Genomic DNA, 23,657 nt, shown 5'->3' with positions numbered 1-23,657 from the left:
CCGCCCCGACCGACGCGCGGGCACGACAGCCCGCCCCGGCCCCGCCCGCCGACTCACTCGTCGTCGAGCACCCGCAGGATCGCCAGCCCGTAGGCCTCGAGCTTCTTGGCCCCCACGCCGCTGATGCCGCCGAGCTCGACCAGCGTCGACGGCTGCTGGCGGGCCATCTCGACCAGCGCCGCATCGTTGAAGACGATGTAGGCCGGCACGTTGTGCTCGCGCGCCACCTCGGCCCGCCAGGCCCGCAGCGCCTCGAAGCGACCCACCTGGTGGGCGCTGAGGTCGGACGGCACCGCCTTGGGCACCCGCGGCGCCCCGCTGCCCGCGCTGCTGCCGCGCGCCCCGCGGCGGCTGCGCGGCGAAGGCTCGCTCGCCACCTTCATCTGCAGGTGGATCTCGCCGCGCAGCACCAGGCGGGCGCTGTCGGTCAGCGCCAGCGTGTTGTATTCGCCCTCGCTGACCACGTGGCCCAGCGAGATCAGCTGGCGCAGCACCGCGCGCCACTGCGACTCGCTCAGGTCGGCACCGACGCCGAAGGTGCTGAGCTGGCGGTGGCCGTACTGCTCCACCTTGTCGGAGGCCTTGCCACGCAGCACGTCGATCAGGTGGCCGGCGCCGAAGCTGCGGGCCCCGCCCTTCTCCCGGCCCTGCTGGGCGAAGCGGTAGATGCAGCTGAGCAGCTTGCGCGACGCGTCGGTGGCGTCCCAGACCGCCGGCGGGTTCAGGCAGTTGTCGCAGTTGCCGCAGGGCCGGCTGGTCTCGCCGAAGTAGTCGAGCAGGCGCACGCGGCGGCAGGTGTGCGCCTCGGCCAGCGCCAGCAGCGCGTCGAGCTTGCCGCGCTGCACCCGCTTGAACTCGTCGCCGGCCGGGCTCTCGTCGATCATGCGGCGCTGGTTGACCACGTCGGCCAGGCCATAGGCCATCCAGGCGTCCGCGCTCTGGCCGTCGCGGCCGGCCCGGCCGGTCTCCTGGTAATAGCCTTCGATGTTCTTGGGCAGGTCGAGGTGGGCCACGAAACGCACGTCGGGCTTGTCGATGCCCATGCCGAAGGCGACCGTGGCCACCATCACCAGCCCGTCCTCGCGCAGGAAGCGGTCCTGGTGGCGGCGCCGCACCTCGGCGTCCAGGCCGGCGTGGTAGGGCAGCGCGGGCACCCCTTCGGCGCTGAGCCAGTCGGCGGTCTCCTCCACCTTCTTGCGGCTGCCGCAGTAGACGATGCCGGCGTCGCCCTCGTGCTCGTCGCGCACGAAACGCAGCAGCTGGTGGCGCGGGTTGTCCTTCTCGACGATGGTGTAGCGGATGTTGGGCCGGTCGAAGCTGCTGATGAACAGCTCGGCGTCCTGCAGCTGCAGCCGCTCGATGATGTCGGCGCGCGTGTGGTCGTCGGCCGTGGCCGTCAGCGCCACCCGCGGCACGTCCGGGAACTGCTCGTGCAGCACCGACAGCTGCAGGTACTCCTCGCGGAAGTCATGGCCCCACTGGCTGACGCAGTGCGCCTCGTCGATCGCGAACAGCGACAGCTGGCCGCGCTCGTGCAGCGAGCTCAGCATCGCCATGAAGCGGGGCGTGGTCAGCCGCTCCGGGGCCGCATACAGCATGGTCAGCCGGCCGGCCAGCAGCTCGCGCTCGATGTGCTGGGCCTGCTCCAGGCTGAGCGTCGAGTTCAGGAAGGCCGCCTGCACCCCCACCTCGTCGAGCGCCCCGACCTGGTCCTGCATCAGCGCGATCAGCGGGCTGACCACCACCGCCACCCCCTGCCCCGCCCGGTGGCGCACGATGGCCGGCACCTGGTAGCACAGGCTCTTGCCCGCGCCGGTGGGCATCAGCACCAGCGCGTCCCCGCCGGCGACGACCCGGTCGATGATGCCGGCCTGCAGCCCCCGGAAAGCCGGATAGCCGAAGACTTCCTGCAGCACGTGAAGGGCGTCGGTCGAGGCGACGGCGGCGGTTCGGGGTGGGTTGGCGGTGCTCATAGGGGGCGTCGCGATGGTAAGCCAGCGCCGGCCGGTTCACGCGGCCCATCCCCCATCGGCCCCCCATCGGCCCCCCTTGCGGGCGATGGAGGCCGACCGGATCCACCCCGCCCCCTCCGAAGGGCGGTGGCCGGGCGGGCGGCCATGCGGCACAATCGGCCGCCTCACGCGTCGCCGGCACCGCCTGTTCCAGGCCGGCCCCGGACCGAGCGCCGCGCCCCTTCTTCTCGTCTCGTTTCAGGAGCGGACCCTCATGGCCTCCGTCAACAAAGTCATCCTCATCGGCAACCTCGGGCGCGACCCGGAAGTCCGCTACACCCCCAGCGGAGCCGCCGTCTGCAACGTCTCGGTCGCCACCACCCGGAACTGGAAAAGCAAGGACTCCGGCGAGCGCCAGGAAGAGACCGAATGGCACCGCGTCGTGCTGTACGACCGCCTGGCCGAGATCGCCGGCGAATACCTGCGCAAGGGCCGCCCCGTCTACATCGAAGGCCGCCTGAAGACCCGCAAGTGGCAGGACAAGGACGGCAAGGACGTCTACACCACCGAGATCGTCGGCGACCAGATGCAGCTGCTGGGCGGCCGTGAAGGCGGCGGCGGTGGTGGTGGTGCCGGCGACGACATGGGCGGCGGCGAACCCGCCGGCTACACCAGCCGCGCCCCCGCCCCGCGCGCAGCCGCCCCGGCCCCCCGCGCCCCGATGGCCCGCCCCGCCCCGTCCGCCCCGGCCCCCGCCCCCCGCTCGTCGACCGGCTTCGACGACATGGACGACGACATCCCGTTCTAACCCGACCCAGGATCGGTCAAGCAAGAGCCCCAGGCGCTGGTCACCTGGGGCCTTTTTTGTTGTGGGCGAGCTTGCGGGTTGCCATTTCAGGTCCCTTTGAAGCACCGGGAAGCTGGATCATGTGGCCAAACCATCCACAACGTGGATAACCCGGTAGGGTCTGGCGGACGGACGGCCATCGGCTGGGAGCAGCCCTGAATCCAGCAGCCTGAACGGCAGATCAAGACTGGTTGCGGTCGCTGGCAACCAACGTGGTGTCCGGCGGCTTGCGACCCGCACCAGAAACTCACTAATCCACTGAACGGACGTTCGCGACCGTGGACACCAGCGGCGACAAAACCCACCGTGCGCTTCATGCTCCCGACACGCCCGTCGGACGCGTAGGAGCGCCGGCCGGCGACATGGTGCCGGAGTCGTTCGCGCGCTGGCGACTGCTTGCTGGCAGCCACCGCGCGCAGCTTGAATGCGCACAGCGACGCGCTTGACCCGGCTCAACTGGAAAGTCGACGCAGCGAGCACTATGATTTTTTACATCGCCTTGCCAAGCCGGGAGACAAGGCTGCGCAGTCTCAGCTCCCAGCCCCCGAACCCGGCGGAGTTCGACAAGCAACTCGCGCAGGCGCGCGAGCACATGCAGGCGATGCAGGCGCAGATGGACAAGATCGCCAAGACACAAGATCCGCAGGAACGTCAGCGCCTGCTGGAGGAGCACTGGGCGTCGATGCAGGGGCGATGTCGGTCATGCACGGCATGTGGGGAAACGGCGGCGCTGGCTGCTGCGGCGGCGGAGGCAAGGGCATGATGGGCCCGTCTCCATGATGGGCTGGGGCCACATGCGCGACTACTACTCAGGCTTGACGCCGGAGCAACTTCGGCAGCGCCAATGCATGCTGGATCAGCACCTGCTGATGCAGCAGATGATGTGGCATCAGATGTGGATGATCCAACCGCCCGCCCCGGCCAAGTAGCGCGGCCTAAGCGCTTGGCGGTCCAAGGCAGCCACCGAGCCTTCGCATCCGGATGCCGATCAGTCCTTGAGCCGGCGCCCGTTCACGGAGCGCCAGCCTTCTTGAGTTCCTGCTCGACGAGCGCCCTCAACTGAGCCTCTCCGAAGTCGCGCAGCGGCGTGCCGTTGACGAAGAACCCGGGGGTCCGATCCACCTTCAGGGTCTGCATGTCGGCGATGTCCTGCCGCAGCAGCTGGTCGATGGCCGGCCCATTGGCATCCGCCCTGGCCTTTGCCATGTCGAGACCCATGTCACTGATGAGATTCCAGATCATCTCGGGCTGGGGACGATCATGCGCGGCCCACTGCGACTGAGTGGCCAGTGCCCGCTCCAGCACCTCCCAGTACTTGCCCTGCAGACGTGCCGCCTCAAGGATCTTGACTGCCTTGTCGGATCCTTGATGCAGCGGCGCATAACGCATCACGAGCCTGACCTGGCCGAAGCTCGCGCTGACCATGCGCTTGACGATCGGATGGAAGGCCCGGCAGGTTTCGCACGACGGGTCGACAAACTCGACGATCGTCGTCTTCGCCGCCGGATTGCCGAAGACCGGGGAGTGAGGTCTGACCAGCGCATCACTGTTCGCCCGGGCCGCCTGCTTCACCTCTTGATTCGAGCGGTTCGTGAAGACCGCGACGCCGGCCACGAAGGCAAGAACCACCGCCACGACGGTTCCCAAAACGATCCACTTCTTGCTCATGCCTTTGCTCTCCTTCTAGCCATCCACAACGCAACCAGGATCCCCGTGAACGCCGCGAGCGACAGCAAAGGAATCGGTACCATGCCCGCCACTTGGACATCGGCGTCAGCGCAGGACGATCCCTTGCCGCAAGGCACGAGCCCTTCGGACACCACCCCCCAGAAGACCAGCAGATGGTAGGCGGCGATACCCCATCCCACGCCGGCCAGCGGCATGGCGTAGCGCACGCTGCGCGCGTCCGAAGAGAGCAGGCCCATGCCGAGCACCAGCACCAGCGGGAACATCGCGATGCGCTGGTACCAACACAACACGCAGGGCGGCTTGCCCATCACCTCGCCCAGAAACAAGGCACCGGCGGCGGCCAGCAACGCCAGTAGCCAAGCCAGGAACAACGGGGTCCAGAACGTAGCCGACGAGTCATCGCCGTGCGGTGCTGCGGAGCGTTCCGTGCTCATCGTGTCGGAGGCGCGAAGCCCGCCGTCGCGCTCGCCTCGACCCTCGACAGGGTACCGTCGGCCGCCGCGAACGAGAGGGTCAAGGGCACGCTGTCCCCCGTCTTGATCTGCTTTTTCAAGTCCATCATCATGATGTGCAGGCCACCCGACTTCAGTTCGATCGTCTGGCCGGCTTTCAAAGGCACACGCTCGGCCGCGCGCATCCGCATGATGCCGTTGTCCATCGACATTAAGTGCACTTCTGCGATGCCCGCGGCTGGGGAGTGCGCTCCCGTCAGCACCACATCCTTCTGGGCGGTCAGACGCATGAAGGTGCCGGTGGCTGACTGGTTCGGCACGGTGGCACGTACCCAGGCGCGGTCGACCCGCACCTGCGCATGGACGGCCGACGCCGCGCCAACAGCCAGCAGCGCCGCCAAGCCGTAGCGGGCCAGGATGCTTTTCGGACCTGGGAAGTTCATCGTTCTCATTCTCGACAGAAGACTCGCACGTTGGGCTTGTGGATTCACGTCCCGTCTCCTCGATCGGTCCCGCGCGCGGCGGTTTCAGTTCCGAACGAGGCCAGCACGAGCAGTACCGCGCTGCCTACGATGACGATGTCCGCCAGATTGAATGCGGGCCAGTGCATGCCGCGCCAATGCAGGTCGAGGTAGTCGACCACGGCACCGATACGCAGCCGGTCGACGACGTTGCCGAGCGCACCGCCAATCAGGCCGACGTAGGCGGCCGTTTCGAGTCGGCTGCGAACGCCGCGCCACAGCAGCACGGCGAGCGCAACGCTGACGGCCGCGCCGAACGCGGTCAACGCGTGGCGCTGCCAGCCGCCCGCGTCGGCGAGGAATGAGAACGACGCGCCGGGATTGAGGACATGGACCAGATTGAACCAGGCGGTGACGGTGAGGACATCGCCCAGGGGCAGATTCGCGGCGACCACCCACTTGACGCCCTGGTCCAGAACGAGGAGCAAGCCAGCGACGCCCATCAGCAGCCACCAGCGGCCGCGCGATGCGGCGGTCACCGCGCCTGGTTCCACAAGGCCGACGGATACGGGCGTCATCGGTCGCAATTCTCGATCAGCCGCTCGAGATCGGGCGGGATGGCCATCGGCTTGAACGCGCTGACGTTCGCACCGCCCGTGTTGCCAACCGGCAGTCGCCCGACCAGATGGCCGACCGGCACCAGTGCGATGCGCATCAACTGGCCCGCCACCTCGCGTCGGTCGCCTGCGGCCCAGCCGACCCGCAGCATCCGCCAGTGCACGCGCAGGTGCGGCACGAAATCGAGTTGCCCGAGCACATGCGCCCGCTCAAGGCAGGCGAAAGCGCTCTTGGCGTCACCGGTGGCGAGGTGCCGGGCAGCCTCGGACATCGCGGACTCGAAGGCCTCGATCCGCCTTGATCCTGTCGTCGTCACTTGCGCTCCCCCTTCTTCAACAAGCGCAGGCCGTTCAGCACGACCAGCAAGCTGGCGCCCATGTCGGCGAACACCGCCATCCACATCGAGGCGTTGCCGAACACAGCCATGACCAGGAACACCGCCTTGATGCCCAGCGCCAGCGTGATGTTCTGCCACAGCACGGCGTGCGTGGTCCGCGACAGCCGTACCGTTTCTGCAATGCGGCGCAGGTCATCGTTCATCACCACCACGTCCGCCGCTTCCATCGCGGTGTCGGTGCCGGCGGCCCCCATCGCCACGCCGATGTCGGCCTGTGCCAGCGCCGGCGCATCGTTGATGCCGTCGCCGGTCATCGCGGTCAGGCCATGTTTTGCCTGCAAAGCCTTGATCGCTTCGAGTTTGTCCTCGGGCAGCAGATTCCCGTGCGCTTCGTCAATGCCCGCCTCGTGCGCGATGGCCGTGGCCGTGGCCTGGTTGTCGCCGGTCAACATCACCGGCGTGATGCCAAGGGCCTTCAACGACGCGACCGCCTCTCGGGACGAGACTTTGATCGTGTCGGCGACAGCGAACAAGGCGATGGGGCCTGTTTCGGAGGCCAGCAGGCTGACCGTGCGGCCCGCTTCCTCGTGCGTACGCAGCGTGGCCTCGAGCGCCGGGGAGCATTGGCCCCGCTCCTCGATCAGCCGATGGTTGCCCAGCACGTAGACGGTACCGCCGATCTCGGCCTGGACACCTCGACCGGCGATAGCCTTGAAGTCCTTCGCTTCGACGCTGTTGGACCCCAGGCCCGCAGCGATGGCACGCGAGACCGGATGGTCGGAGTGCCCTGCCAGCACCGCAGCAATGTGTTCGGCGGCGGCGGCATCGGTCCCCGGACCGAATGCCTCCCAGGCTACCAGCTTGGGCTTGCCCTCGGTGATCGTGCCGGTCTTGTCCAGCGCGATGGCCTTGAGCTTGCGCGCCTCCTCCAGATAGATCCCGCCCTTGATGAGAATGCCGCGCCGAGCGGCGGCGGCCAAACCGCTGACGATCGTCACCGGGGTCGAGATCACCAGAGCGCAGGGGCAGGCAATGACCAGCAGCACCAGTGCCTTGTAGACCGCTTGCATCCAGGTCCATTCGAGCAGCCAGGGTCCGAGCAGCGCCACAGCTAGCGCGATGACGAAGACCGCCGGTGTGTAGAGGGCAGCGAAGCGATCGACGAAGCCCTGCGTGGGCGCGCGCGTGCCCTGCGCTTCCTCCACCGCGTGGATGATGCGCGCGAGCGTCGAGTTCGAGGCCAGCGCACTCACCTCGAACTCGAATGTGCCGGTCTCGTTGATCGTCCCCGCGAACACCGGGTCGCCGAGCGCCTTGTCGACCGGGATGCTCTCGCCGGTCACCGGCGCCTGGTTGATGCTGGAGTTCCCGGCGGAGACCACGCCGTCCATCGGCACGCGTTCGCCGGGGCGCACACGGACAATGGCGCCGAGTGCTACCGACGCCACCGGCATCGTCACCCAGCTGCCGTCGGCCTGGCGCATCGAGGCCACCTCCGGCGCCATGGCGAGCAGGCCCTTGATCGCGTTTCGGGCGCGATCGACCGCACGTGCCTCGATCGCTTCGGCGATGGCGTACAGCGCCATCACCATGGCCGCCTCGGGCCATTGACCGATGACGAACGCGCCCGTGACGGCCACGGTCATCAGGGCATTGATGTTCAACCGCCCGCAGCACAACGCCGTCAGACCCTTCTGGTAGACGTCGAAGCCCGCCAGCCAGATCGCTGCGGCCGACAGTGCAAGCCCCGCAGCCTTCCAGACCTGCGTGTCCGGGGCGAAGAAGCCGAGCACCTCTGCGCCCAGGGCCAGCAGCAGGGCGCCACCGAGCCGCCACGCTCCTTCCGACACGGCGTCATGGTCGTGATCCTCCGATCCGGCTTCCGTGTCGCTCGTCGAGACGGCGCCCTTCTCCGGCACCGGCTGCGGGTCGAAGCCAGCCTTGCGGATCGCGGCGATGGCCTGCTCGACAGAAGCCATCGGGGCATCGATGGCCATCGTGCGCTGCCCGAGTTGAAACGTCATCGCGCGGATGTCGGCGATGTGCGCGACCGCGTGCCGGATCTCCGACTCCTCGCTGGCGCAGTCCATCGTCGGCACGCGGTACCGGGCCCAGCCGGCAGGCGCGGCGGCGCCCGGCGACACCGGCGTGGCACAGGCCGGCCCATCGCAGGCGCCGCAGGTGTCGGTGGGCGCGCCGGCAGCAGCGGAAGGGGCGTGGGTGTGGGGGGTGCTCACGGGTGTTTTCCTTGACTCATGGCCGCCATTGAAAACCCTGAAGTCGGTGTAGAGTCAAGTCCCCAGACACGCCAAGGAAACGTTCATGCGCATCGGCGACTTGGCCGAATCGACCGGCACCTCGGTCGAGACCATCCGGTTCTACGAGCGCGAAGGCCTGATCCCGGCGGCGCAGCGCGCCGACAACAACTACCGCGTGTACACGGCCGGCCATGCCGAGAGGCTGGCGTTCATCCGCCACTGCCGCAACCTTGACATGACGCTGGACGAGATCCGGACGCTGCTGCGGCTGCGCGATGCGCCCTTGCAGGATTGCGGCGAGGTCAACGCACTGCTCGACGAGCACATCGAGCACGTCACCCATCGCATCCGTGAGCTGCGGACGCTGCACAAGGATCTGAAGGCGCTGCGCGCGAGGTGCGGTACGCCGCACGCGATGGAGCAGTGCGGCATCCTGAGCGAACTCAACACCGCGGCCGCCCAATCCGCCACGGCGCCTCCGCTCCGCCACATCCGCGGTACGCACTGAGCCCCTTCTGTCGCGAGCAAGGTTCGTCCCGCGGCGAACCTGATGAAGCTGTCATGGTCCCGTTCGATGGCTGTTGGCGTGCGGTTTCTACAGTCACTTTCGATGCCGGAGTGGAAATCGGTTGCCCGCTGCTCTGGGCATCCACTTCACCTCGATAGGACTGAACATCCAATCGACCCTCCGACTCCGCAACGATGTGCTCGCCGCTTTTTTGCGTGACCCCCTCGCTGGCATCGCCTCGATCCGCAATACCTTTCTGAACGACCAGTCGCTCGATGAACAGCTGGCGGCCCAGGGTGCGCAAGTCCGCGTCGTGGACCTTGTGTCCACCGACAGGCTCAACGTCGCCTACGGGGATAGCCACATTCCGCAATGGTGCGATGCAGTTTTCGTGGACCTCGACGCACTCGATCGGAATTCCGTCGATGTGAATCAACTCGCCCCGTCGGGCAATGCAGGCAAGCTTTTAGTCGTGTGTGCCGGCCGCAACCCGTCGAATCGTCGCTGAAACTGCGGATCGACTGTCGGCTGTCTGGGATCGGGACCAGCATCAGGTAATGGCCGGAAGCGGCCGCTTTGGACGATCAGCTTGACTGACGGCGAATGCTGCTTTGCCGTCGCTCATGCAAATGCGGCGAAGGACCGCAATGGGGCGATTCCCACACCCATCCTCGCCGCGGCAATGGCCGAGGAGCACCGGCGCCCTTCGCGCAGGGCTCCCGCCCCTCCCCCTAGAACCCCAGCAGATACGCCCCCAGCACCACCGCCACCGACATCAGGAAGGTGGTGGCGACGAAGCGGCGGTTCCAGACGAGGCCGACCACGTGAGACTGGGCGCCGCAGAGGTGGCCCGTCAGCAGGGCCAGGCCAGGCTGAGCGCCAGGGGGTGTGCTGCGCCCAGCGTGCTGGCGCCGAAGAGCTGCGCGGTCAGCACCACGGAGGTGGAGTGCGGGATGACTGCGGCCACTCGCCTCAGGTCGGCGTGCCGACCGGATCGTGCCGGCCGGCCAGGAAGTCGCGCAGCGCCGCATCCGCCATCGGCCGGGCCAGGTGGAAGCCCTGCAGCGCGCTGCAGCCCAGCTCGCACAGCACTTTGAGCTGGCCGGCGTTCTCGATGCCCTCGGCGGTGCAGGCCAGGTCCAGTGCCCGGGCCAGCTCGATGACGGCACGCACCAGCGCCACCGGGGCGCTGTTCTCGAGCTGCTGCAGCGGCAGCACGAAGGCGCGGTCGATCTTGAGGCGGTCGAAGCGGAAACGCTGCAGATAGGCCAGCGACGAGAACCCGGTGCCGAAGTCGTCCAGCGCCAGCCCGACCCCGAGCTCACGCAGCGCATCGAGCGCATCGGCCGCGGCGGCCTCCTGGGCCAGCGCCGATTCGGTCACCTCCAGCTCCAGGCGGTGGGCCGGCAGCCCGCTCAGCGCCAGGGCCTGGCGCACGTCGTCGACGATGCCGCGGCTGTGCAGCTGGCGCACCGACAGGTTGACGGCGACCTGGAGCGGCGCCGACCAGGTCATCGCGTCCCGGCAGGCCTGCTGCAGCACCCAGGCCCCGATGGGCACGATCAGCCCGGTGTCCTCGGCCACGTCGACGAAGGCCTGCGGCGGCACCAGCCCCAGGCGGGGATGCTGCCAGCGCAGCAGGGCCTCGGCACAGACCGGCTGGCGGCCATCGGCGCCGAAGACGGGCTGGTAGTGCAGGCTGAGCTCGCCCCTCTCCAGGGCCGAGGCCAGCTCGTGGGTGATCTGCGCGCGCAGCTGCGCGCGCTGGCCCAGTTCGTCGTCATGCACCTTCAGGGCGTCGCGCCCGCTGGCCTTGGCGATGTACAAGGCGTGGTCGGCCTCCTTGAGCAGGCAGCCCAGATCGACCGGCCGGCCCTTCAGCAGGGTCAGCCCGAGCGAGATCGTGGCGTGGATGCCGTGGGCGGCCTCCTGGAAGTCGAATGGCGTGTCCGCGACGGCACGGCGCAGCGCCTGGGAACGAACCGCGGCCTGCTCCGCGTCGGTGTCCATCAGCACGACGGCGAACTCCTCGCCGCCGATGCGCCCGACCAGGTCCTGCCGGTGCAGCGTGTCCCGCAGGCGCCGGGCCACGCCCTGCAGCACGACATCGCCGGCCGCATGGCCCAGGGTGTCGTTGAGCGCCTTGAAGTGGTCCAGGTCGATCATCAGCAGGGCCAGCGGCCGGCGCTCGTGCAGCGCGCGCTGGATGGCCAGGCCCGCCTGCTCGACGAAGTGGCGCCGGTTGGCCAGGCCGGTCAGGTGATCGGTGTAGGCCAGGTAGCGGGCCTCTTCCTTGTGGGCGCGCTCCAGCGCCAGGGCCTGCTGCGACAGGGCCAGGTCCACCGACGACTGCCGGGCCTCGTGGTGCAGCGCCTTCAGCCGGGCATGCACCAGGACGATCAGCATGAGGCTGTTGACGGTGGCGTAGACCACCAGGACCAGCACGTAGCGCAGCCCGTCACTGGCGTCGTCGAGCCAGCCGATGTGCGAGGCGATCAGCACCGCGACCACCAGGGCCAGCACGACATGCAGGGTGCGCAGGAAGCGCCGGCTCGGCATGCCCTCCTCCCGCAGGGTCAGCGACACGAGCAGGAAATACGCCCGCGCGGCGATGAACAGCAGGTAGTTCGCCTGCAGGGCGATCCGCGTGAAGCCCAGCGCCATCAGCAGCATCAGCACCGGGAAGACGAGCATCAGCAGGTCGAAGCCGCGCATCAGCGCGGGCGGCGGCGCATAACGCTGGAACAGCGCACGGGTGAAGAGCAGGCAGGGGAGCTGCCAGGCGCAGACGAGCACATTGGTCGCCATGTCGGCCCACTCGGGATGGCCGGTCGGCATGAACGGCGCCAGATAGCCCATCAGCGCCATGTCATAGAGGATGAACAGCGCCTGGCTGAGCGCCAGCAGCCCGACCAGCCGCTCGCGATGCAGCAGCCAGTGGTGGAAGGCCCACACCAGCGTCCAGAGCATCAGGGCGATGAACACGTCCTCGATCAGGTCGACCTGGCGCTCCAGTCGCTGGGCCGCCTGCGGCATCAGGGCTTCGACGTTGAGCCAGGAGATGCTGGTGGTCTTCAGCCGCAGGTAGTAGGTCACCTGCGGCTCGCTCACGTGGACCACGAACCCCAGGGCGATGGCGGGCTGGTCCCGATCGACATAAGGATGGCGATCGCCGGTGACGCGGGTCTGCCATCCCCAGGGGCCGGCCTCGAACAGGCGGACCTCGTCGAGGTTGGGCGGATAGATGCGCAGCACCACCTCGCGGCCCTGCTGCGGAGCCCGCACCGTCAGGCGCAGCCAGTGGACCGAGTCGGTGTAGCCGCGGCTGAGCGAGCGGGCCACCGGCTGGAACTCGAGCTGGCTCACCTGCTCGATCGTCAGCGTGCCGGCCACGTCCTCGAGCATGGCCCGTTCGAGGATCAGGTCCTGGGCGGCCACCCCCGGTGACACCAGCCAGGCCAGCAGAGCGATCAGGATGCCGATCAGGGACTTCAAGATGGCGCTCTGCTCTCTGAGGGGATCATGGGGACGACGGAACCTGCACCCGCCGGGGCACGGCCGTCCCGGATGATCGTCAAGTTCTTCACATCTGGTACGGGATCGGCCCTCAAATCTGATCATTCTGGCAAAAGCTTCACGGGGCACCGCGGCGGCTGTGGCGGGAAGCCCCACAGGGGCGGTGCTCCCCTGCGGCGGGTCCCGCCACGGGAAGCGCGGCAGAGCGGGACAAAATCCCGGCCATGCGCCCGGGTCTGGAGGGGCGACGCGTACCGATCAGGGTTAACACCTAAAATTGCGCCATGGCCGATCCTGCCGAGACTTGCTTTTCATGGGGCACGCTGCGCGAGCGTGGCACCGCCCGCGTGCGTGAACTGGTGCGGCAAGGCGCGCAGCTGCCGGTGCGCCTGTGGCGCTGGGCCCCGATCATCCAGCTCGGTGCGCAGCACCGCAGCCGGGTCGAGCGCCACCTGCTCAGCCTCGGCTCGCACGACCGTTACCTGCGCTTCGGCTACCCGGCCAGCGACGAACGCATCCGGCAGTACGCCCAGTCGCTGGACTTCGAGGGTGACGAGGTGTTCGGCATCTTCAACCGCCGGCTGGAGCTGATCGCGATCGCCCACCTGGCCTACCTGCAGGACACGACCGCCGGCCGGGTGCTGCGCATGGCCGAGTTCGCGGTCTCGGTGCGCGCCACGGCGCGGGGACGCGGCCTGGGCAACCGCCTGTTCGCCCACGCCACCCGCCATGGCCGCAACCGCGGCGTCGACCGCCTGTTCATCCACGCGCTGAGCGAGAACACCGTGATGCTGCGCATCGCCCGCCAGGCCGGCGCGTCGGTGCAGCGGGAAGGCAGCGAGTCCGAAGCCTGGCTGCAGCTGCCACCGGTCACGCTGCGCACCCGCGCCGAGGCGCTGCTGGCCCGCCACCTGGCCCAGCTGAACTACGCCTACAAGCTGCAGACGCGCCAGATCTGCCGCCTGGTCGACCGGCTGAGCGCCTGAGCGCCTGAGCCTGCGGATTTTCGTGCTGCGGGGAGCCGGCGCGCCCACGGACGCCACCGGCGCGGGGGATTCACAAGTGGTTACAGTATTCCGTAACATCGGACCTGTCCGACCCGTCACGGGTCGTCAGCCACCTGTCGCCTCCTTCACCGCCTCATGACCACACACGTCTGGATCACGCTTGCTCTGGCCGCCGCCGTGCTGGCGGGCTTTGCCACGCTGCTGCTGAAGAAGCCGCCGCGCCCGCGCGGCAGCGAAGCGCTGCCCGAAGAATGGCCGCTGGTCCAGCGCCCCATCTTCACGCCGGAAGAGCGCGCCCTCTACCGCCAGCTGCGCGCCGCGCTGCCGCACCACACCGTGCTGGCCAAGCTGCCGCTGGTGCGCATCTGCCAGCCCAGCGACCGCGAGACGCTGCGCTACTGGTTCAACCTGCTGGGCCCGATCCACGTCAGCTTCGTGGTCTGCTCGGACAACGGCCGCATCCTGGCGGCCATCGACATCGAGCGTCCGAGCCGGCCGAGCACCCCGCGGGTGGCGACCATCAAGCAGTCGGTGCTGGAGGCCTGCCGCATCCGCTACGTGACCTGCCGCTCCGACCAGCTGCCCAGCGCGGCCGAGCTGCAGATGCTGGTGCCCTCGGTCGGCGACAACCTGCGCCCGGTCGTGCCCGACATGCTGCGTGACCTGAAGGCCCCGCACTCGACCGTGGCGCAGGCCGCGCGCAGCCGTTATGCGGCGGAGAGCCAGTGGTACGACTCCGGCTTCGCGCAGGACTCCTTCTTCTCGCCCGAGACGCTGCGCGACCCGTTCCGCGAGCCGCCCGCCAGCGGCGAGCGCCCCGATCTGAAGGTGGTGAGCCGCCCGAAGGAGGAAGACAGCGCCCAGGCCCGTCCGGATCCGTACGGCCTGTGGGCCGGCCGGCCGAGCGAGCCCTTCGGTGCCTCGGGCGACGCCGCCGGCAACATCATCGGCCGCCACTGAACCCGGGCCGCCAGCGCCGGGATCCGGCGCTGATCTACCATCGGCCATGACCGATCATGACCCCGAACAGCCCTATGCCGGCCTGACGCCCCACGCGGTGCTCGACGCACTCGACGCCGCCGGACTGCGTGGCGACGGCCGCATCCTGCAGCTCAACTCCTACGAGAACCGGGTCTTCCAGGTCCACCTGGAGGAGTCGCTCGACCCCGGGGCGGCCCAGCCGCCGATCGTCGTCGCCAAGTTCTACCGCGACGGCCGCTGGAGCGATGCGCAGATCCTGGAGGAGCACCACTTCGCGCTCGAGCTGGCCGCCGCCGAGGTGCCGGCCGTGCCGCCGCTGGTGCTGCAGCCGCCGGTCGACCTGCCCGCCGGGCAGCCCGTGGCCACGCTGACGGGCCAGCCGCCCACGCTGGCGCGGGTCGGCGGCTGGCGCTTCGGCGTGAGCCCGCGCTGCGGCGGCCGGGCGCCCGAGCTGGACCAGCCCGAGACGCTGGAGTGGATCGGCCGCTTCCTCGCCCGGCTGCACCTGGTGGGCCGGCAGCGACCCTTCGAGCACCGGCTGACGCTCGACGGCAGCCGCGCGGCCCGGGCCGCGGTGGCCTGGCTGATCGACGGCGACGTGCTGCCTCCCGACGCACTGGGCGGCTGGCACAGCGCCTGCCTGCGGGCGCTCGACGCGGTCGACACCCGCTTCGAGCGCCACGGCCCGCTCGAGCTCATGCGCCTGCACGGCGACTGCCACGCCGGCAACCTGCTGTGGACCGGCAGCGGGCCGCACTTCGTCGACCTCGACGACGCGGTCAACGGACCGGCGGTGCAGGACCTGTGGATGCTGCTGGGAGGGGAGCGCCACGAGATGCAGGCCCAGCTCGGTGCGCTGCTCGACGGCTACGAGACGCTGCGCGAGTTCGACCGCCGCGAGCTGGCGCTGATCGAGCCGCTGCGCACGCTGCGCCTGATCGGCCACAGCGCGTGGATCGCCCGGCGCTGGGCCGACCCGGCCTTCCCGATCGCCTTCCCGTCGTTCGAGAGCCCGTCGTACTGGGCGCAGCAGACGATGCAGCTGCACGAGCAGATCGAGGCGATGCAGGACGAGCCGCTGGTCGCCTGAGGCCTGAAGGCCGTGGCCCGATGAAAAACGCCGGAGCGAGTCCGGCGTTCGAGGGCGGTTCAGGCGGGGCTCAGCCCAGGATCAGGGCCTGGATGCGGCGGACATGGTCCGCGGGGTCGTCGAGCTGGCCACCTTCGGCCAGCAGCGCGTTGCCGAACAGCACCTGCGCCAGGTCGTCGAAGCGGGGCGAGCCTTCCGGCAGTGCGGCGAGCTGGCCCACCAGCGCGTGGTCGGCGTTGACCTCGAGCACCGGCAGGCTGGTCGGCGCGCTCTGGCCGGCCTGCTTGAGCAGGCGGGCCAGGTGGCCGCTCATGTCACCCTCCTCGGTCACCAGACAGGCCGGCGAGTCGACCAGGCGGGTGGTGACGCGCACGTCCTTGGCCCGTCCGGTCAGCGCGGCCTTCAGGCGCTCGAGCGTCGGCTTGAAGCCTTCGGCCGCCGCCTCGGCCTGCTTCTTCTCCTCCTCGTCCTGGAGCTTGCCCAGGTCGACCGCCCCCTTGGCGACGCTCTGCAGGCTCTTGCCCTCGAACTCGTAGAGGTGGCCCAGCATCCACTCGTCGACCCGGTCGGTGAACAGCAGGACCTCGATGCCCTTCTTCTTGAAGATCTCGAGCTGCGGGCTGTTCTTCGCGGCCGCCAGCGTGTCGGCGGTGATGTAGTAGATCGCCTCCTGGCCTTCCTTCATGCGCGAGACGTAGTCGGCGAAGGAGACCCCCTCGTCGGCGTGCGTGGAGGCGAAGCGCAGCAGCTTGGCCAGGCGCTCCTGGTTGGTGTGGTCCTCGCCGACACCTTCCTTGAGCACCGTGCCGAATTCCTTCCAGAAATCGGCGTACTTGGCCTTGTCGTCGGCGCTCTCGCTGTCGGCCAGTGATTCGAGCATGCTCAGCACGCGCTTGGTCGAGCCTTCGCGGATGGCCTTCACGTCGCGGCTTTCCTGCAGCAGCTCGCGGCTGACGTTCAGCGGCAGGTCGGCCGAGTCGATCACGCCCTTGACGAAGCGCAGGTAGGTGGGCATCAGCGCCTCGGCGTCGTCCATGATGAAGACGCGCTTCACATAGAGCTTGACGCCGCCGCGCTTGTCGCGGTTCCACAGGTCCATCGGCGCCTTGGCCGGCAGGTAGAGCAGCTGGGTGTATTCGGTGCGGCCCTCGACGCGGTTGTGGGTGTAGGCCAGCGGCGGCGTGGTGTCGTAGGTCAGCTGCTCGTAGAACGCCTTGTACTCGGCGTCGGTGACCTCGCTCTTGCTGCGCGCCCACAGGGCGGCGGCCTTGTTGACCGACTCCCACTCGTCGGAGATGACGTTCTCGCTCTTCTCGGCGTCCCACGACTCCTTGCGCATCAGCACCGGCAGCGAGATGTGGTCGCTGTACTTGCTGATGACGGACTTGAGCTTCCAGGTGCTGAGGAACTCGTCCTCGCCCTCGCGCAGGTGCAGGATGACGTCGGTGCCGCGGCTCTCGCGGCGGATGGTCTCGACCTCGAAGTCGCCGGTGCCCTCGCTGCTCCAGCGCACGCCTTCGGTGATCGCGGCGCCCGCGCGGCGCGACTCGACCGTGATGCGGTCGGCGACGATGTAGCCCGAGTAGAAGCCGACGCCGAACTGGCCGATCAGGTTCGCGTCCTTGGCCTTCTCGCCCTCGAGCTTGCTCATGAACTCCTTGGTGCCGCTCTTGGCGATCGTGCCGAGGTGGTCGATGGCTTCCTGGGCCGACAGGCCGATGCCGTTGTCGCTGATGACGATGCGGCGGGCGGCCTTGTCGTAGCTGACGCGGATGGCCAGATCGGGCTGGTCCTCGAACAGCGTGTTGTCGTTGAGCGCCTCGAAACGCAGCTTGTCGCAGGCGTCCGACGCGTTGGAGACCAGCTCGCGCAGGAAGATTTCCTTGTTCGAATACAGCGAATGGGTCACGAGATGAAGCAGCTGCTTCACTTCGGCCTGGAAGGACAGGGTCTGTTTTTCCATGTGCGCACGCAAGAGGAAGTTCAAGGGAAACAGGGGGAGCGGAGCACCGCCCATCCCCCGGATGGGCCAGAGATGGGGGGCCTGCGCGAGGATTCAAGGGCAGGCATGCCCCGGTCGTGACGGGTCGGCGGGCTCCGGCTTGGTAAGAAAATGAAACCAGCCGCCAGAGGCGATGCCGGGGCACGGGGCGGCCCCGGTGCACGAATCACCTTGTGCGGCCACGGCCTGCCATGCGGCGGGGTGCCCGACATCGGGCCAATACGGCGCGGTTTCCTGCCCAATCAGCGGGCACCGGAGGCGGCAGAACGTCACACAATAGAGCCCCCTGCGCCATTGGCGCCCGGTGGCCGCCGCGGTGGCCGGCCGGATCCCTTTCCATTGAACCCTCCATCCCGAGAAGACGTGGCCGCCGACTCCGTTGCAGATGTCCCGCAGAACACCCTCTCGGGGGTGGCTCGCATCCTTGTCCACTCCGGCCAGCTCAGCACGCGGGTGGCCGAGGAGCTGGTGCGCACCTCCCGGGACCAGCGCCGCAGCTTCGTCGCGGCGCTGATCGGCACGAATGCGCTGACCCCCAGTGCGCTGGCGCACACGCTGTCGCAGGCGCTGTCGGTGCCACTGCTGGACCTCGACGCCGTCGACACCCAGAAGCTGCCGCAGAACCTGGTCGACGCGCGCACGCTGTCGCAGTACCAGGTGCTGGTGCTGGGGCGGCGCGGCAACCGGCTGTTCATCGGCGGGGCCGACCCGACCGACCAGGAGGCGGTCGACCGCATCAAGTTCGCCACGCAGCTCACGCCCGAGTGGGTGATCGTCGAGTACGACAAGCTGCAGAAGATCGTCGACGCCAAGTCGACCTCGGCCGCCGAGGCGCTGGAGTCGATCGTCTCGGGCGACTTCGACTTCGACGTCGAGGAGCCCGACACCGGCGCCCGGCCCGACGAGGAGGTGACCTCCGACGTCGAGGACGCGCCTGTGGTGCGCTTCCTGCAGAAGATGCTGATCGACGCGATCAACATGCGTGCGTCGGATTTGCACTTCGAGCCCTACGAGCAGACCTACCGGGTGCGTTTCCGCATCGACGGCGAGCTGCGCGAGATCACGCAGCCGCCGGTGGTGATCAAGGACAAGCTGGCGTCGCGCATCAAGGTCATCAGCCGGCTGGACATCGCCGAGAAGCGGGTGCCGCAGGACGGCCGTATGAAGCTGAAGTTCGGCAGCAAGTCGATCGACTTCCGCGTCAGCACCCTGCCCACGCTGTTCGGCGAGAAGATCGTGATCCGGATCCTGGACTCGTCCTCGGCCAAGCTGGGCGTCGACGCGCTGGGCTACGAGCGCGAGGAGAAGGATCGCCTGATGCAGGCGATCCGGCGCCCCTACGGCATGATCCTGGTGACCGGCCCGACCGGTTCGGGCAAGACGGTGTCGCTCTACACCTGCCTGAACATCCTCAACCAGCCGGGCATCAACATCTCGACGGTCGAGGATCCGGCCGAAATCAACCTGCCGGGCATCAACCAGGTCAACGTCAACGACAAGGCGGGGATGAACTTCGCCACCGCGCTGAAGGCCTTCCTGCGGCAGGATCCGGACGTGATCATGGTCGGCGAGATCCGCGACCTGGAGACGGCCGACATCGCCATCAAGGCCGCCCAGACCGGCCACCTGGTGCTGTCGACGCTGCACACCAACGACGCGCCGACGACGCTGACCCGGCTGCTGAACATGGGCGTGCCGCCGTTCAACATCGCCGCCAGCGTGATCCTGATCACGGCCCAGCGGCTGGCGCGGCGCCTGTGCGAGAACTGCAAGGCGCCCGCCGACTACCCTCGCGAGGCGCTGCTGCGCGCCGGTTTCCGGCCCGAGGACGTGGACGGCTCCTGGAAGCCCTACCGTGCCGTGGGCTGCTCGGCCTGCAGCAACGGCTACCGCGGGCGGCTCGGCCTCTACCAGGTCATGCCGATCACCGAGGCGCTGCAGCGCTGCATCCTCTCGCAGGGCACGGCGATGGACATCGCCGAGCAGGCCGCGCGCGAAGGCGTGCGCGACCTGCGCCAGTCGGGGCTGATCAAGGTGCGGCTGGGCGTGACCACGCTCGAGGAAGTGATTTCAGTGACCAACCAGTGAACGCCGCGATCCGCGGACGGACACGGCTACAGGAGGCGCAATGGCCACAGCAGGCGCGGCAGCGGCGAAGAAGATCAAGGACTATGTCTTCGAATGGGAAGGCAAGGACCGCAACGGCCGCATCGTGCGGGGCGAGCTGCGCGCCGGCGGCGAGGCCATGGTCAACGCCAGCCTGCGCCGCCAGGGCGTGCTGGTCACCAAGGTGCGCAAGCGCCGCAGCTCGGGCGGGCGCAGCATCCGGGGCAAGGACATCGCCGTCTTCACCCGCCAGCTCTCGACGATGCTGCGCGCGGGCGTGCCGCTGCTGCAGTCCTTCGACATCGTCGCGCGCGGCAGCTCGAACCCGCGGCTGACCCGCATGCTCACCGACATCCGCAACGACGTCGAGACCGGCACCAGCCTGTCGGCCTCGTTCCGCAAGCATCCGCTGCAGTTCGACGCGCTGTACTGCAACCTGGTCGAGGCCGGCGAAGCCGCCGGCATCCTGGAGACGCTGCTCGACCGCCTGGCCACCTACCAGGAAAAGAGCATCGAGCTGCAGGGCAAGATCCGCGCGGCGCTGGTCTATCCGGTGGCGGTGCTGGCGGTGGCCTTCGTGGTGATCGCGATCATCATGATCTTCGTCGTGCCCTCGTTCCAGGACATCTTCAAGTCCTTCGGCGCCGACCTGCCCGCCCCCACGCTGCTGGTGATCGCGCTGTCGGGCCTGTTCGTGCAGTACTGGTGGGCCATCTTCGGCGGCCTGGGGCTGGGCATCTACACCTTCATCCAGAGCTGGCGGCGCTCGCCGTCGCTGCAGATGACGATGGACAAGCTGCTGCTGAGGGTGCCGGTGTTCGGCCCGCTGGTGCACAAGGCGGCGGTGGCGCGCTGGAGCCGCACGCTGTCGACCATGTTCGCCGCCGGCGTGCCGCTGGTCGAGGCGCTGGATTCGGTGGGCGGGGCGGCCGGCAACGCCGTCTTCGCCAAGGCCACCGAGCAGATCCAGCGGGACGTGGCGACCGGCTCGGCGCTGACCAGCTCGATGCAGACCACCGGCGTGTTCCCGAACATGGTGCTGCAGATGAGCTCGATCGGCGAGGAGTCGGGCTCGCTCGACCAGATGCTGGGCAAGGTGGCCGACTTCTACGAGACCGAGGTCGACGACGCGGTCAAGGGGCTGTCCACGCTGATGGAGCCGTTCATCATCGTGCTGCTGGGCACGATCATCGGCGGCATCGTCGTGGCGATGTACCTGCCGATCTTCAAGCTGGGTCAGGTGGTCTGAACGTGGGCATGGCATCGACGACGGAGCTGTCCGCGCTCTGGTTCTCCCCGTGGACGCTCGGCCTGCTGGGCCTGTGCATCGGCAGTTTCATCAACGTGGTGGTGCACCGCCTGCCCATCATGCTGGAGCGGCAGTGGCGCCAGGACAGCGCCGCGATCCTCGGCACCGAAGCCCCGGCCGAGACGCCGGAGACCGCGGCGCTGAGCCTGGCCTCGCCGCGCTCGCGCTGCCCGCACTGCGGCCACCGGATCCGCTGGTTCGAGAACCTGCCCGTGCTCAGCTGGCTGCTGCTGCGCGGACGCTGCTCGGCCTGCCACGCCGGCATCGCGCTGCGCTACCCGCTGGTGGAGCTGGGCTGCGCGGCGCTGTTCGCCTGGATCGGCCAGCACTTCGGTGCCCAGCCGGCCGCGCTGGCCTGGTGCGGCTTCGCCGCGATGCTGCTGACGCTGGCGCTGATCGACTGGGACACCACGCTGCTGCCCGACAGCCTGACCCAGCCGCTGCTGTGGGCCGGGCTGATCGCCGCGGCGCTGGGCTGGACCCAGCCGCTGGCCGACGCCCTGTGGGGCGCGGTGGCGGGCTACCTCAGCCTCTACCTGATCACCGCCACCTTCAAGCTCGCCACCGGCAAGGACGGCATGGGCGAAGGCGACTTCAAGCTGCTGGCCGCGCTCGGGGCGTGGCTGGGGGCGGGCATGCTGCTGCCGGTCGTGCTGGCGGCCTCGCTGTGCGGCGCGGTGGTGGGCATCGGCATGAAGCTGCAGGGCTCGCTGCGCGAGGGGCGCTACGTGCCCTTCGGCCCCTTCCTCGCCGGCGGCGGCGCGATGGTGCTGCTGGCGGGCGAGCAGCAGGTGCTGCGCTGGATGGGCTGGGCCTGAGATGCGCATCGGCCTGACCGGGGGCATCGGCAGCGGCAAGAGCACGGTCGCCGGCCTGCTGCGCGACCTGGGCGCCCACGTCATCGACACCGACGCGATCGCCCACGGGCTGACCGCCCCGGGGGGCGCGGCGATCGAGGCGATCCGCCGGCAGTTCGGCGACGGCATGATCGACGCCCGCGGCGCGATGGATCGCGCCCGCATGCGCGAGCAGGTCTTTGCCGACCCCGCGGCACGGCAGCGGCTCGAGGCCATCCTGCACCCGATGATCGGTGCGCAGACCGAAGCGGCCGCCCGGGCGGCGCCGGCCGGGGCGCTGCTGGTGTTCGACGTGCCGCTGCTGGTCGAGTCCGGTCGCTGGCTCGATCGGGTCGACCGCGTGCTGGTGGTCGACTGCCCGGTCGAGACCCAGGTGCGGCGGGTGATGCAGCGCAACGGCTGGGACGAGGCTGCCGTGCGCCGCGTCATCGACCAGCAGGCCCGCCGCGAGCAGCGCCTGGCGGTGGCTCACGACGTGATCTTCAACGACGCCCGGACGCTGGACACGCTGCGCGACGAGGTGCACGCCCTCTGGCGGCGCTGGCAGGCCGCCGGTGCGACGGACGGCACGGTCGGCTGAAAAAGCCGGCTCGCCGGCGACCCCGCCGCCATCCAGGCATCGCGCGCGGCACGGGGCTGTGAAACAATCCGGCCGCTGTGATTCACAGCCTCCGGCCGCCATGGAGCCCCAGCCTTGATCTTCTACGAATATCCGTTCAACGAAGGCATCCGCACGATGCTTCGGCTCGAACACCTGCTGGCGCGCCTGGCCGCGCTGCTGCCCCGCGAGGCCGCGCTGGACCACCACCATGCGCTGGTGACGCTGTTCGAGATCCTCGACGTGGCGTCGCGGGCGGACCTCAAGAGCGACCTGCTGCTCGAGCTCGACCGCCAGCGCCAGCAGCTGAGCACCTACCGCGGCAACCCGTCGATCGCCGAACAGGTGCTCGAGCGCGCAATCGGCCAGATCGACCACGCCCACCAGCAGCTGCTGCGGCTGCCCGGCAAGGCCGGCCAGTCCCTGGCCGGCAACGAGTGGCTGATGAACGTGCGCAGCCGCATCAGCATTCCCGGGGGCACCTGTTCCTTCGACCTGCCCGGTTATTTCGCCTGGCAGCACGAGGCGCCCGAGGTGCGGCGCGAGGACCTGCAGCGCTGGATCACCACGCTGGACCCGCTGGCCGACGCGCTGACGGTCTGCCTGGCGCTGCTGCGTGAAGGGGGCGTGCCGCAGTACATCGTCGTGCACGGGGGCCAGTTCCAGCAGAGCCTGGGCAACAGCCGCAGCTTCCAGCTGGTGCGCATCGCCGTCGATCCGGCCCGGCGCCTGGTGCCCGAGGTCAGCGGCAACCGGCTGCTGGTGTCGGTGCGGCTGATGCGGGCCGACGCGGACCGGCGCCTCAAGCCGGTGCCCGAGGATGTCCGACTTGAAATGACCTTGTGCGCATGAACCACGAACCCCGCCCCAGCGACGACCCGTCGCCGTCCCGGCCGACGCCGGTCGTGCCCTGCCCGGCCTGCGGCACGAAGACCCGTTTCGAGCCCGCCAACCCGTGGCGGCCGTTCTGCAGCGAGCGCTGCAAGACCCGCGACTTCGGCGCCTGGGCCAGCGAGAGCTACCGGGTCCAGGCGGTCGAGCCGCCGGACGACGGCATCGAGGGCTGAAG

General features: G+C 69.0%; 23 protein-coding genes. 14 read left to right on the top strand and 9 right to left on the bottom strand.

Going from position 1 to position 23,657, the window contains the following annotated elements; all coding sequences use genetic code 11:
- Positions 1–53: 53 nt before the first annotated feature.
- Positions 54–1,973 (bottom strand): DNA helicase RecQ, encoded by a 1,920-nt coding sequence (recQ, locus tag C7444_RS07045; protein WP_110400140.1) that lies wholly within the window; start codon positions 1,971–1,973, stop codon positions 54–56.
- A gap of 253 nt (positions 1,974–2,226) precedes the next feature.
- Between recQ and ssb the strand changes: the two genes are divergently transcribed.
- From ssb to C7444_RS20865, 3 genes are all read left to right on the top strand, one after another.
- The gene (gene ssb / locus C7444_RS07040) at positions 2,227–2,760 is read left to right on the top strand and encodes a single-stranded DNA-binding protein (protein ID WP_110400139.1); all 534 of its coding nucleotides are present in this window, start codon (positions 2,227–2,229) and stop codon (positions 2,758–2,760) included.
- A gap of 481 nt (positions 2,761–3,241) precedes the next feature.
- On the top strand, positions 3,242–3,562 hold the full coding sequence (locus tag C7444_RS20870) for a hypothetical protein (RefSeq protein WP_310732623.1): 321 nt from the start codon (positions 3,242–3,244) through the stop codon (positions 3,560–3,562).
- Between the two features lie 31 nt (positions 3,563–3,593).
- Positions 3,594–3,728, top strand: a complete 135-nt coding sequence (locus C7444_RS20865; protein WP_310732622.1) for a hypothetical protein — start codon at positions 3,594–3,596, stop codon at positions 3,726–3,728.
- Positions 3,729–3,810: 82 nt separating this feature from the next.
- On the opposite strand, the gene C7444_RS07030 is transcribed toward C7444_RS20865, so the two are convergent.
- Genes C7444_RS07030 through C7444_RS07005 form a run of 6 tightly spaced genes read right to left on the bottom strand, consistent with a single transcriptional unit; the run spans position 3,811 to position 8,446 of the window.
- Positions 3,811–4,467: a DsbA family protein gene (locus C7444_RS07030; RefSeq protein ID WP_110400138.1), complete on the bottom strand. Its 657-nt coding sequence runs from the start codon at positions 4,465–4,467 to the stop codon at positions 3,811–3,813.
- Positions 4,464–4,922 carry a disulfide bond formation protein B gene (locus C7444_RS07025; protein WP_110400137.1) on the bottom strand — a complete coding sequence of 153 codons (459 nt, stop codon included), beginning with the start codon at positions 4,920–4,922 and terminating at the stop codon, positions 4,464–4,466. The genes C7444_RS07030 and C7444_RS07025 overlap by 4 nt, the downstream gene beginning before the upstream one ends.
- Positions 4,919–5,383 (bottom strand): copper chaperone PCu(A)C, encoded by a 465-nt coding sequence (locus tag C7444_RS07020; protein ID WP_110400136.1) that lies wholly within the window; start codon positions 5,381–5,383, stop codon positions 4,919–4,921. The genes C7444_RS07025 and C7444_RS07020 overlap by 4 nt, the downstream gene beginning before the upstream one ends.
- Before the next feature lie 44 nt (positions 5,384–5,427).
- Positions 5,428–5,979, bottom strand: coding sequence for a signal peptidase II (gene lspA / locus C7444_RS07015; protein ID WP_245909435.1), 552 nt, complete (start codon positions 5,977–5,979; stop codon positions 5,428–5,430).
- Positions 5,976–6,335 (bottom strand): DUF3703 domain-containing protein, encoded by a 360-nt coding sequence (locus C7444_RS07010; protein ID WP_245909434.1) that lies wholly within the window; start codon positions 6,333–6,335, stop codon positions 5,976–5,978. Before C7444_RS07010 ends, lspA begins: the two co-directional genes overlap by 4 nt.
- A complete protein-coding gene (locus tag C7444_RS07005; protein ID WP_110400301.1) occupies positions 6,332–8,446 on the bottom strand; it encodes a heavy metal translocating P-type ATPase in 2,115 nt (704 codons plus the stop codon). Before C7444_RS07005 ends, C7444_RS07010 begins: the two co-directional genes overlap by 4 nt.
- 232 nt (positions 8,447–8,678) lie before the next feature.
- Between C7444_RS07005 and cadR the strand changes: the two genes are divergently transcribed.
- Together cadR and C7444_RS19965 are read left to right on the top strand one after the other, a co-directional pair.
- Positions 8,679–9,122 (top strand): Cd(II)/Pb(II)-responsive transcriptional regulator, encoded by a 444-nt coding sequence (cadR, locus tag C7444_RS07000; protein ID WP_110400134.1) that lies wholly within the window; start codon positions 8,679–8,681, stop codon positions 9,120–9,122.
- Between the two features lie 121 nt (positions 9,123–9,243).
- Complete coding sequence (locus C7444_RS19965) at positions 9,244–9,630, top strand: hypothetical protein (RefSeq protein ID WP_146219357.1); 387 nt, start codon at positions 9,244–9,246, stop codon at positions 9,628–9,630.
- Between the two features lie 464 nt (positions 9,631–10,094).
- On the opposite strand, the gene C7444_RS06995 is transcribed toward C7444_RS19965, so the two are convergent.
- A complete protein-coding gene (locus C7444_RS06995) occupies positions 10,095–12,617 on the bottom strand; it encodes an EAL domain-containing protein (protein WP_170130656.1) in 2,523 nt (840 codons plus the stop codon).
- Positions 12,618–12,922: 305 nt separating this feature from the next.
- Here C7444_RS06995 and C7444_RS06990 point away from each other — a divergent pair, with 305 nt between their 5' ends.
- The 3 genes from C7444_RS06990 (at position 12,923) to C7444_RS06980 (ending at position 15,716) form a co-directional block, all read left to right on the top strand.
- A complete protein-coding gene (locus C7444_RS06990; RefSeq protein WP_110400132.1) occupies positions 12,923–13,624 on the top strand; it encodes a GNAT family N-acetyltransferase in 702 nt (233 codons plus the stop codon).
- Between the two features lie 156 nt (positions 13,625–13,780).
- The gene (locus C7444_RS06985) at positions 13,781–14,605 is read left to right on the top strand and encodes a DUF2726 domain-containing protein (protein WP_110400131.1); all 825 of its coding nucleotides are present in this window, start codon (positions 13,781–13,783) and stop codon (positions 14,603–14,605) included.
- Between the two features lie 46 nt (positions 14,606–14,651).
- Positions 14,652–15,716 carry a serine/threonine protein kinase gene (locus tag C7444_RS06980; protein ID WP_110400130.1) on the top strand — a complete coding sequence of 355 codons (1,065 nt, stop codon included), beginning with the start codon at positions 14,652–14,654 and terminating at the stop codon, positions 15,714–15,716.
- A gap of 70 nt (positions 15,717–15,786) precedes the next feature.
- On the opposite strand, the gene htpG is transcribed toward C7444_RS06980, so the two are convergent.
- The gene (gene htpG / locus C7444_RS06975; RefSeq protein ID WP_110400129.1) at positions 15,787–17,679 is read right to left on the bottom strand and encodes a molecular chaperone HtpG; all 1,893 of its coding nucleotides are present in this window, start codon (positions 17,677–17,679) and stop codon (positions 15,787–15,789) included.
- Between the two features lie 402 nt (positions 17,680–18,081).
- Between htpG and pilB the strand changes: the two genes are divergently transcribed.
- The 6 genes from pilB to C7444_RS06945 all read left to right on the top strand — a co-directional run bounded on the left by pilB (position 18,082) and on the right by C7444_RS06945 (position 23,655).
- On the top strand, positions 18,082–19,806 hold the full coding sequence (gene pilB / locus C7444_RS06970) for a type IV-A pilus assembly ATPase PilB (protein WP_110400128.1): 1,725 nt from the start codon (positions 18,082–18,084) through the stop codon (positions 19,804–19,806).
- Between the two features lie 40 nt (positions 19,807–19,846).
- A complete protein-coding gene (locus C7444_RS06965) occupies positions 19,847–21,073 on the top strand; it encodes a type II secretion system F family protein (RefSeq protein ID WP_110400127.1) in 1,227 nt (408 codons plus the stop codon).
- Positions 21,074–21,081: 8 nt separating this feature from the next.
- Positions 21,082–21,951 (top strand): prepilin peptidase, encoded by an 870-nt coding sequence (locus tag C7444_RS06960; RefSeq protein ID WP_110400126.1) that lies wholly within the window; start codon positions 21,082–21,084, stop codon positions 21,949–21,951.
- A gap of 1 nt (position 21,952) precedes the next feature.
- Complete coding sequence (gene coaE, locus C7444_RS06955) at positions 21,953–22,570, top strand: dephospho-CoA kinase (RefSeq protein WP_110400125.1); 618 nt, start codon at positions 21,953–21,955, stop codon at positions 22,568–22,570.
- 114 nt (positions 22,571–22,684) lie between these two features.
- Positions 22,685–23,440: a cell division protein ZapD gene (gene zapD / locus C7444_RS06950; protein WP_110400124.1), complete on the top strand. Its 756-nt coding sequence runs from the start codon at positions 22,685–22,687 to the stop codon at positions 23,438–23,440.
- Positions 23,437–23,655: a DNA gyrase inhibitor YacG gene (locus tag C7444_RS06945; protein ID WP_110400123.1), complete on the top strand. Its 219-nt coding sequence runs from the start codon at positions 23,437–23,439 to the stop codon at positions 23,653–23,655. Before zapD ends, C7444_RS06945 begins: the two co-directional genes overlap by 4 nt.
- The last annotated feature ends 2 nt before the right edge of the window (positions 23,656–23,657 follow it).

The organism is Sphaerotilus hippei, assembly GCF_003201595.1.
Lineage (GTDB): Bacteria > Pseudomonadota > Gammaproteobacteria > Burkholderiales > Burkholderiaceae_C > Sphaerotilus > Sphaerotilus hippei.
Note: the sequence above shows the minus strand (reverse complement) of the source record. Positions and strands in the feature narration are given on the sequence as shown.

What these genes read in the sequence shown, in the direction of transcription:
- recQ (WP_110400140.1), bottom strand. Translation starts at nt 1,973, where the DNA reads ATGAGCACCGCCAACCCACCCCGAACCGCCGCCGTCGCCTCGACCGAC.
- C7444_RS06960 (WP_110400126.1), top strand. Translation starts at nt 21,082, where the DNA reads ATGGCATCGACGACGGAGCTGTCCGCGCTCTGGTTCTCCCCGTGGACG.
- C7444_RS07005 (WP_110400301.1), bottom strand. Translation starts at nt 8,446, where the DNA reads ATGGACTGCGCCAGCGAGGAGTCGGAGATCCGGCACGCGGTCGCGCAC.
- C7444_RS07025 (WP_110400137.1), bottom strand. Translation starts at nt 4,922, where the DNA reads ATGAGCACGGAACGCTCCGCAGCACCGCACGGCGATGACTCGTCGGCT.
- cadR (WP_110400134.1), top strand. Translation starts at nt 8,679, where the DNA reads ATGCGCATCGGCGACTTGGCCGAATCGACCGGCACCTCGGTCGAGACC.
- C7444_RS06990 (WP_110400132.1), top strand. Translation starts at nt 12,923, where the DNA reads ATGGCCGATCCTGCCGAGACTTGCTTTTCATGGGGCACGCTGCGCGAG.
- htpG (WP_110400129.1), bottom strand. Translation starts at nt 17,679, where the DNA reads ATGGAAAAACAGACCCTGTCCTTCCAGGCCGAAGTGAAGCAGCTGCTT.
- C7444_RS06980 (WP_110400130.1), top strand. Translation starts at nt 14,652, where the DNA reads ATGACCGATCATGACCCCGAACAGCCCTATGCCGGCCTGACGCCCCAC.
- C7444_RS07020 (WP_110400136.1), bottom strand. Translation starts at nt 5,383, where the DNA reads ATGAACTTCCCAGGTCCGAAAAGCATCCTGGCCCGCTACGGCTTGGCG.
- ssb (WP_110400139.1), top strand. Translation starts at nt 2,227, where the DNA reads ATGGCCTCCGTCAACAAAGTCATCCTCATCGGCAACCTCGGGCGCGAC.
- C7444_RS06945 (WP_110400123.1), top strand. Translation starts at nt 23,437, where the DNA reads ATGAACCACGAACCCCGCCCCAGCGACGACCCGTCGCCGTCCCGGCCG.
- lspA (WP_245909435.1), bottom strand. Translation starts at nt 5,979, where the DNA reads ATGACGCCCGTATCCGTCGGCCTTGTGGAACCAGGCGCGGTGACCGCC.
- coaE (WP_110400125.1), top strand. Translation starts at nt 21,953, where the DNA reads ATGCGCATCGGCCTGACCGGGGGCATCGGCAGCGGCAAGAGCACGGTC.
- C7444_RS07030 (WP_110400138.1), bottom strand. Translation starts at nt 4,467, where the DNA reads ATGAGCAAGAAGTGGATCGTTTTGGGAACCGTCGTGGCGGTGGTTCTT.
- C7444_RS20865 (WP_310732622.1), top strand. Translation starts at nt 3,594, where the DNA reads ATGCGCGACTACTACTCAGGCTTGACGCCGGAGCAACTTCGGCAGCGC.
- C7444_RS06985 (WP_110400131.1), top strand. Translation starts at nt 13,781, where the DNA reads ATGACCACACACGTCTGGATCACGCTTGCTCTGGCCGCCGCCGTGCTG.
- C7444_RS06965 (WP_110400127.1), top strand. Translation starts at nt 19,847, where the DNA reads ATGGCCACAGCAGGCGCGGCAGCGGCGAAGAAGATCAAGGACTATGTC.